This is a genomic window from Pseudonocardia nigra (assembly GCF_019396355.1).
Classification (GTDB): Bacteria; Actinomycetota; Actinomycetes; order Mycobacteriales; family Pseudonocardiaceae; genus Pseudonocardia; species Pseudonocardia nigra.
The window spans coordinates 3,018-7,283 of the sequence record NZ_JAHKRK010000301.1 but is presented as its reverse complement, the minus strand read 5'-3'; the positions used below and the strand labels follow the sequence as shown (position 1 = coordinate 7,283).

Genomic DNA, 4,266 nt, shown 5'->3' with positions numbered 1-4,266 from the left:
CGCTTCGGCTGGGGCGAGTGCTCGGCCACGAACGAGTTGGAGCCGATCGTCTCGCCCGCGGCGGACAGCCCCTGCAGCAGGCGGAAGACGACCAGGAGGATCGGCGCCAGAATGCCGATCTGCTGGTAGGTGGGCAGCATGCCGATCGCGGCGGTCGCGCAGCCCATCATCAGGATCACGCCGGCCAGCACCCGCTTGCGGCCGATCCGGTCGCCCAGGCTGCCCAACAGGAATGCACCGAGGGGGCGCATCAGGAACCCGACCGCGTACACCGCGAACGTGGAGAGCAGCGCCACCGCGGCGTTCTCGTTGGGGAAGAACAACGCGGCGATCACGGGTGCGGCGTAGGCGTACACGGCGAAGTCGAACCACTCGATGAAGTGGCCGATCGCCGAGGCGGTCATCGCCTTGCGGACAGTGCGCGGGTCGTGGTGGTCGACCGGCGATGGAACGGGTGGTGACTCGCTTGCGGACATGTCGACTCCTGCCTGTAACGAGGTGGACGGGTGAGGGCGTGGCTCGGCGCCGGAGAGGCCGCAATATGACATTGCACATGCCACTCGTCAAGCCTTGCCCCGGTGCCGGTAGGCCGGCTCCCCCTCGGCGCGCGGCCATCCTTGCCCGACAGTGCAATGTCACATACTGTCCGCTGGACGGAGCCCGAGACCTGAGGAGAGACGATGACGCAGCTGGCCCAGCCGTGGCACGGGATCCACGTCGCCACCGCGCTGCCCTTCAACGACGATCTGTCCGTCGACTACGACGGCTTCGGCGAGCACGTGCGCTGGCTGGCCGAGACCGGGATGCACGGTGTCACCCCGAACGGGTCGCTGGGGGAGTACCACACCCTCACCGACGAGGAGCGCGCCCGCGTGGTCGAGGTCGCCGTCGAAGCCGCCCCCGAAGGCTTCGGCGTGATGCCGGGCGCCGCGGCGTACGGCTCCCAGGAGACGTGCCGCTGGATCGAGCAGGCCGCCGACGCGGGCGCGCACTCGGTGCTGCTTCTTCCCCCCAACGCCTACCGCGCGGACCGCCAGAGCGTGGTCGACCACTACCGCGCCGCCGCGGCGGTGGGTCTGCCGATCGTGGCGTACAACAATCCCTACGACACCAAGGTGGACCTGACCCCGGACCTGCTCGCCGAGCTCCACGGTGAAGGCCTGATCGTGGCGGTCAAGGAGTTCACCGGCGACGTGCGCCGCGCGTACGAGATCGCCGAGCTCGCACCTGGGCTCGACCTGCTCGTCGGCACCGACGACGTCCTGCTCGAGCTGGGCCTGGCCGGGGCTGTCGGCTGGATCGCGGGCTACCCGAACGCGCTGCCGGCCGCGAGCAAGCAGCTCTACGACCTGGCCACCTCCGGCGAGGCCGCCGACATCGCGAGCGCCCTGCCGCTCTACCGTGACCTGCACCCGCTGCTGCGCTGGGACTCCAAGACCGAGTTCGTCCAGGCGATCAAGCTGTCGATGGACGTGGTGGGCCGCAAGGGGGGCGCGTGCCGCCCGCCGCGTCGCGCCCTCGCCCCGGAGGCGGCCGAACGGGTGATCGCCGACACCAAGGCGGCTCTGGCGAAGGGCTACTGCTGAGCCGCGACCGAGCTTCAGGAGCGCGACGATGAAGACCGCACGCATCATCTCCGCCGTGGACTCCCACACCGAGGGCATGCCCACGCGCGTGGTGACCGGGGGAGTCGGCGTCATCCCGGGAGCCAGCATGGCCCAGCGGCGCCAATGGTTCATGGACAACCAGGACGAACTGCGGACGCTGCTGATGTGCGAGCCGCGTGGCCACGGGTCGATGAGCGGCAGCATCCTGCAGCCGCCGACGCGGCCCGACGCCGACTACGGCGTGCTGTTCATCGAGGTCTCGGGCCTGCTGCCGATGTGCGGGCACGGCACGATCGGTACCGCGACGGTGCTCGTCGAGACCGGCATGGTGCCGGTCGTCGAGCCGGTGACGACGATCCGGCTGGACACCCCGGCCGGCCTGGTCACCGCCGACGTCGAGGTGGTCGACGGCTCCGCCCGCTCCGTCACCATCCGGAACGTCCCGTCGTTCTCGCTGGCGCTGGACCAGAAGGTGCAGGTCCCCGGGTTCGGCGCGGTGCGCTACGACATGGCGTTCGGCGGCAACTTCTACGCCATCGTCGAGCTGGAGGACCTCGGACTGCCGTTCGACCGCGGCGCGAAGCAGCAGCTGCTGGACGCCGGGCTCGCGATCATGCAGGCCGTCAACACGCAGAACGAGCCGGTGCACCCCGCGCGCCCCGACATCTCCGGGTGCCACCACGTCTACCTCAAGGCGCCCGGATCCACCGCGCAGCACTCCCGCCACGCGATGGCGATACATCCGGGCTGGTTCGACCGCTCGCCGTGCGGCACCGGTACCAGCGCCCGGATGGCCCAGCTGCACGCCCGAGGTGAGCTCGCGATGGACACCGACTTCGTCAACGAGTCGTTCATCGGGACCACCTTCGTCGGGCGGCTGGTCGAGCGGACCGACGTCGCCGGCATCGAGGCGGTCGTGCCGACGATCACCGGGCGGGCCTGGGTGACGGGCACCGCCCAGTACATGCTCGACCCCACCGATCCGTTCCCGGCCGGGTTCGAGCTGTAGGCGCCCGCGATGAGGCGAACGGCCGATGTCGTGGTGATCGGCGCCGGGGCGGTGGGGGCGGCCTGCGCGTACTTCGCGGCACGTGCAGGGCTGCGCGTCCATGTGGTCGAACGCGGGCAGATCGTCAGTGGCACCACCAGCGCCTGCGAGGGCAATCTCCTGGTCTCGGACAAGGAGGCAGGCCACGAGCTCGACCTCGCGCTGTACTCCCACCAGGTGTGGCGCGAGGACCTCGCGGAGTTCGGGGGACTGTGGGAGTTCGAGAACAAGGGCGGCCTCGTCGTCTCCTCCAGCGACGCCGGGGCCCGAGCTCTGGCGGCGCTGACGGTGCGGCAGCGGGCGGCCGGGATCGAGGTGCGAAACGTCCCCGCGGAGCAGATCTGCGACTACGAGCCCCACCTCACCGACGGTCTCGCGGCCGCCGCCTTCTACCCGCAGGACTGCCAGGTGCAGCCGATGCTGATGGCGGCCCACCTGCTGCGGCTCGCACGGACGATGGGGGCCGAGGTCAGTACCGGCACCGCGGTCACCGGCTTCCGCCGGTCCGGCGACCGGGTGATCGGAGTGATGACGTCCCGCGGCGAGATCCACGCCGCCCACGTGGTCAATGCCGCCGGCACCTGGACCGGCGACGTGGCGGCCATGGCCGGCGTCGACGTCCCGATCCTCCCGCGCCGCGGATTCGTCCTGGTCACCGAGCCGCTCCCGCGCACCGTCCACCACAAGGTCTACGCCGGCGAGTACGTGGCGAGCACCCTGAGCTCGGACGAGGGCCTCCAGACCTCCACCGTCATCGAGGGTACGCAGGCCGGCACCGTGCTCATCGGCTCCTCGCGGGAACGGGTCGGCTTCGACCGCACGGTCTCCCTGCCGGCCCTGCGCGAGATGGCGGGCAAGGCGCTCGCGCTCTACCCCACATTGGCCCGCGTCAAGATCATGCGTACCTATCTGGGGTTCCGCCCCTACTGTCCTGATCACCTGCCGGTCATCGGCCACGACCCGCGCGCCCCGGGCCTCTGGCACGCCAGCGGCCACGAGGGTGCCGGCATCGGGTTGTCGGTCGGCACCGCGAAGCTCGTCGTGCAGGCCATGACGGATCGGCCCACCGATCTGGACCTCACCCCGTTCGCCCCCGAACGTTTCGCCCAGGTGGAGGTGCAATGAACCCGGAGCCCGCCGACTCCCTGGAGATCGTCTTCGACGGCACGCCGCTGCCGGCCGTCCGCGGCCAGAGCGTGGGCTCGGCGCTGACCGATGCCGGCATCCGGTCCTGGCGCAGCACCCGCAAGCGACATCGGCCCCGCGGGCTCTTCTGCGGCATCGGTGTCTGTTACGACTGCCTCCTGACCGTCGACGGCCGGCCCAACCAGCGCGCCTGCCTCGTGCCGGTGCACGACGGGATGCGCCTGGAGAGCACCGAACAGGTCCGGCACGAGCCGTCGCAGGAGGATCACGATGTCTGACCAGCGCTACGACCTGGGCGTCGTGGGCGCCGGCCCGGCCGGCCTGGCGGCGGCGGTCACGGCGGCGGAGCACGGTATGCGCGTCGTGCTGATCGACTCCGCCGGCCAGCCCGGCGGACAGTACTGGCGCCATCCCGACGAGTCCGCCCCCCGCGGGAACGAGTCACAGGGACACCACGGATGGCGA

Annotated in this window: 6 protein-coding genes; 5 read left to right on the top strand and 1 reads right to left on the bottom strand. The window is 70.9% G+C overall.

The features are described 5' to 3' along the window. On the bottom strand, window positions 1-476 hold a 476-nt coding region (locus KME75_RS38410; protein ID WP_219419857.1), incomplete at its 3' end, for an MFS transporter. Between the two features lie 204 nt (window positions 477-680). Here KME75_RS38410 and KME75_RS38405 point away from each other — a divergent pair. The 5 genes from KME75_RS38405 to KME75_RS45415 all read left to right on the top strand — a co-directional run. After that, window positions 681-1,586 (top strand): dihydrodipicolinate synthase family protein, encoded by a 906-nt coding sequence (locus KME75_RS38405; protein ID WP_219419856.1) that lies wholly within the window; start codon window positions 681-683, stop codon window positions 1,584-1,586. A 28-nt stretch (window positions 1,587-1,614) separates the two neighbouring features. Further along, window positions 1,615-2,616 (top strand): proline racemase family protein, encoded by a 1,002-nt coding sequence (locus KME75_RS38400; protein ID WP_219419855.1) that lies wholly within the window; start codon window positions 1,615-1,617, stop codon window positions 2,614-2,616. 9 nt (window positions 2,617-2,625) lie between these two features. Then, the gene (locus KME75_RS38395) at window positions 2,626-3,780 is read left to right on the top strand and encodes an NAD(P)/FAD-dependent oxidoreductase (RefSeq protein WP_219419854.1); all 1,155 of its coding nucleotides are present in this window, start codon (window positions 2,626-2,628) and stop codon (window positions 3,778-3,780) included. Further along, window positions 3,777-4,079 (top strand): (2Fe-2S)-binding protein, encoded by a 303-nt coding sequence (locus KME75_RS38390; protein WP_219419853.1) that lies wholly within the window; start codon window positions 3,777-3,779, stop codon window positions 4,077-4,079. The genes KME75_RS38395 and KME75_RS38390 overlap by 4 nt, the downstream gene beginning before the upstream one ends. Next, on the top strand, window positions 4,072-4,266 hold a 195-nt coding region (locus KME75_RS45415), incomplete at its 3' end, for an FAD-dependent oxidoreductase (protein ID WP_219419852.1). The genes KME75_RS38390 and KME75_RS45415, both read left to right, overlap by 8 nt.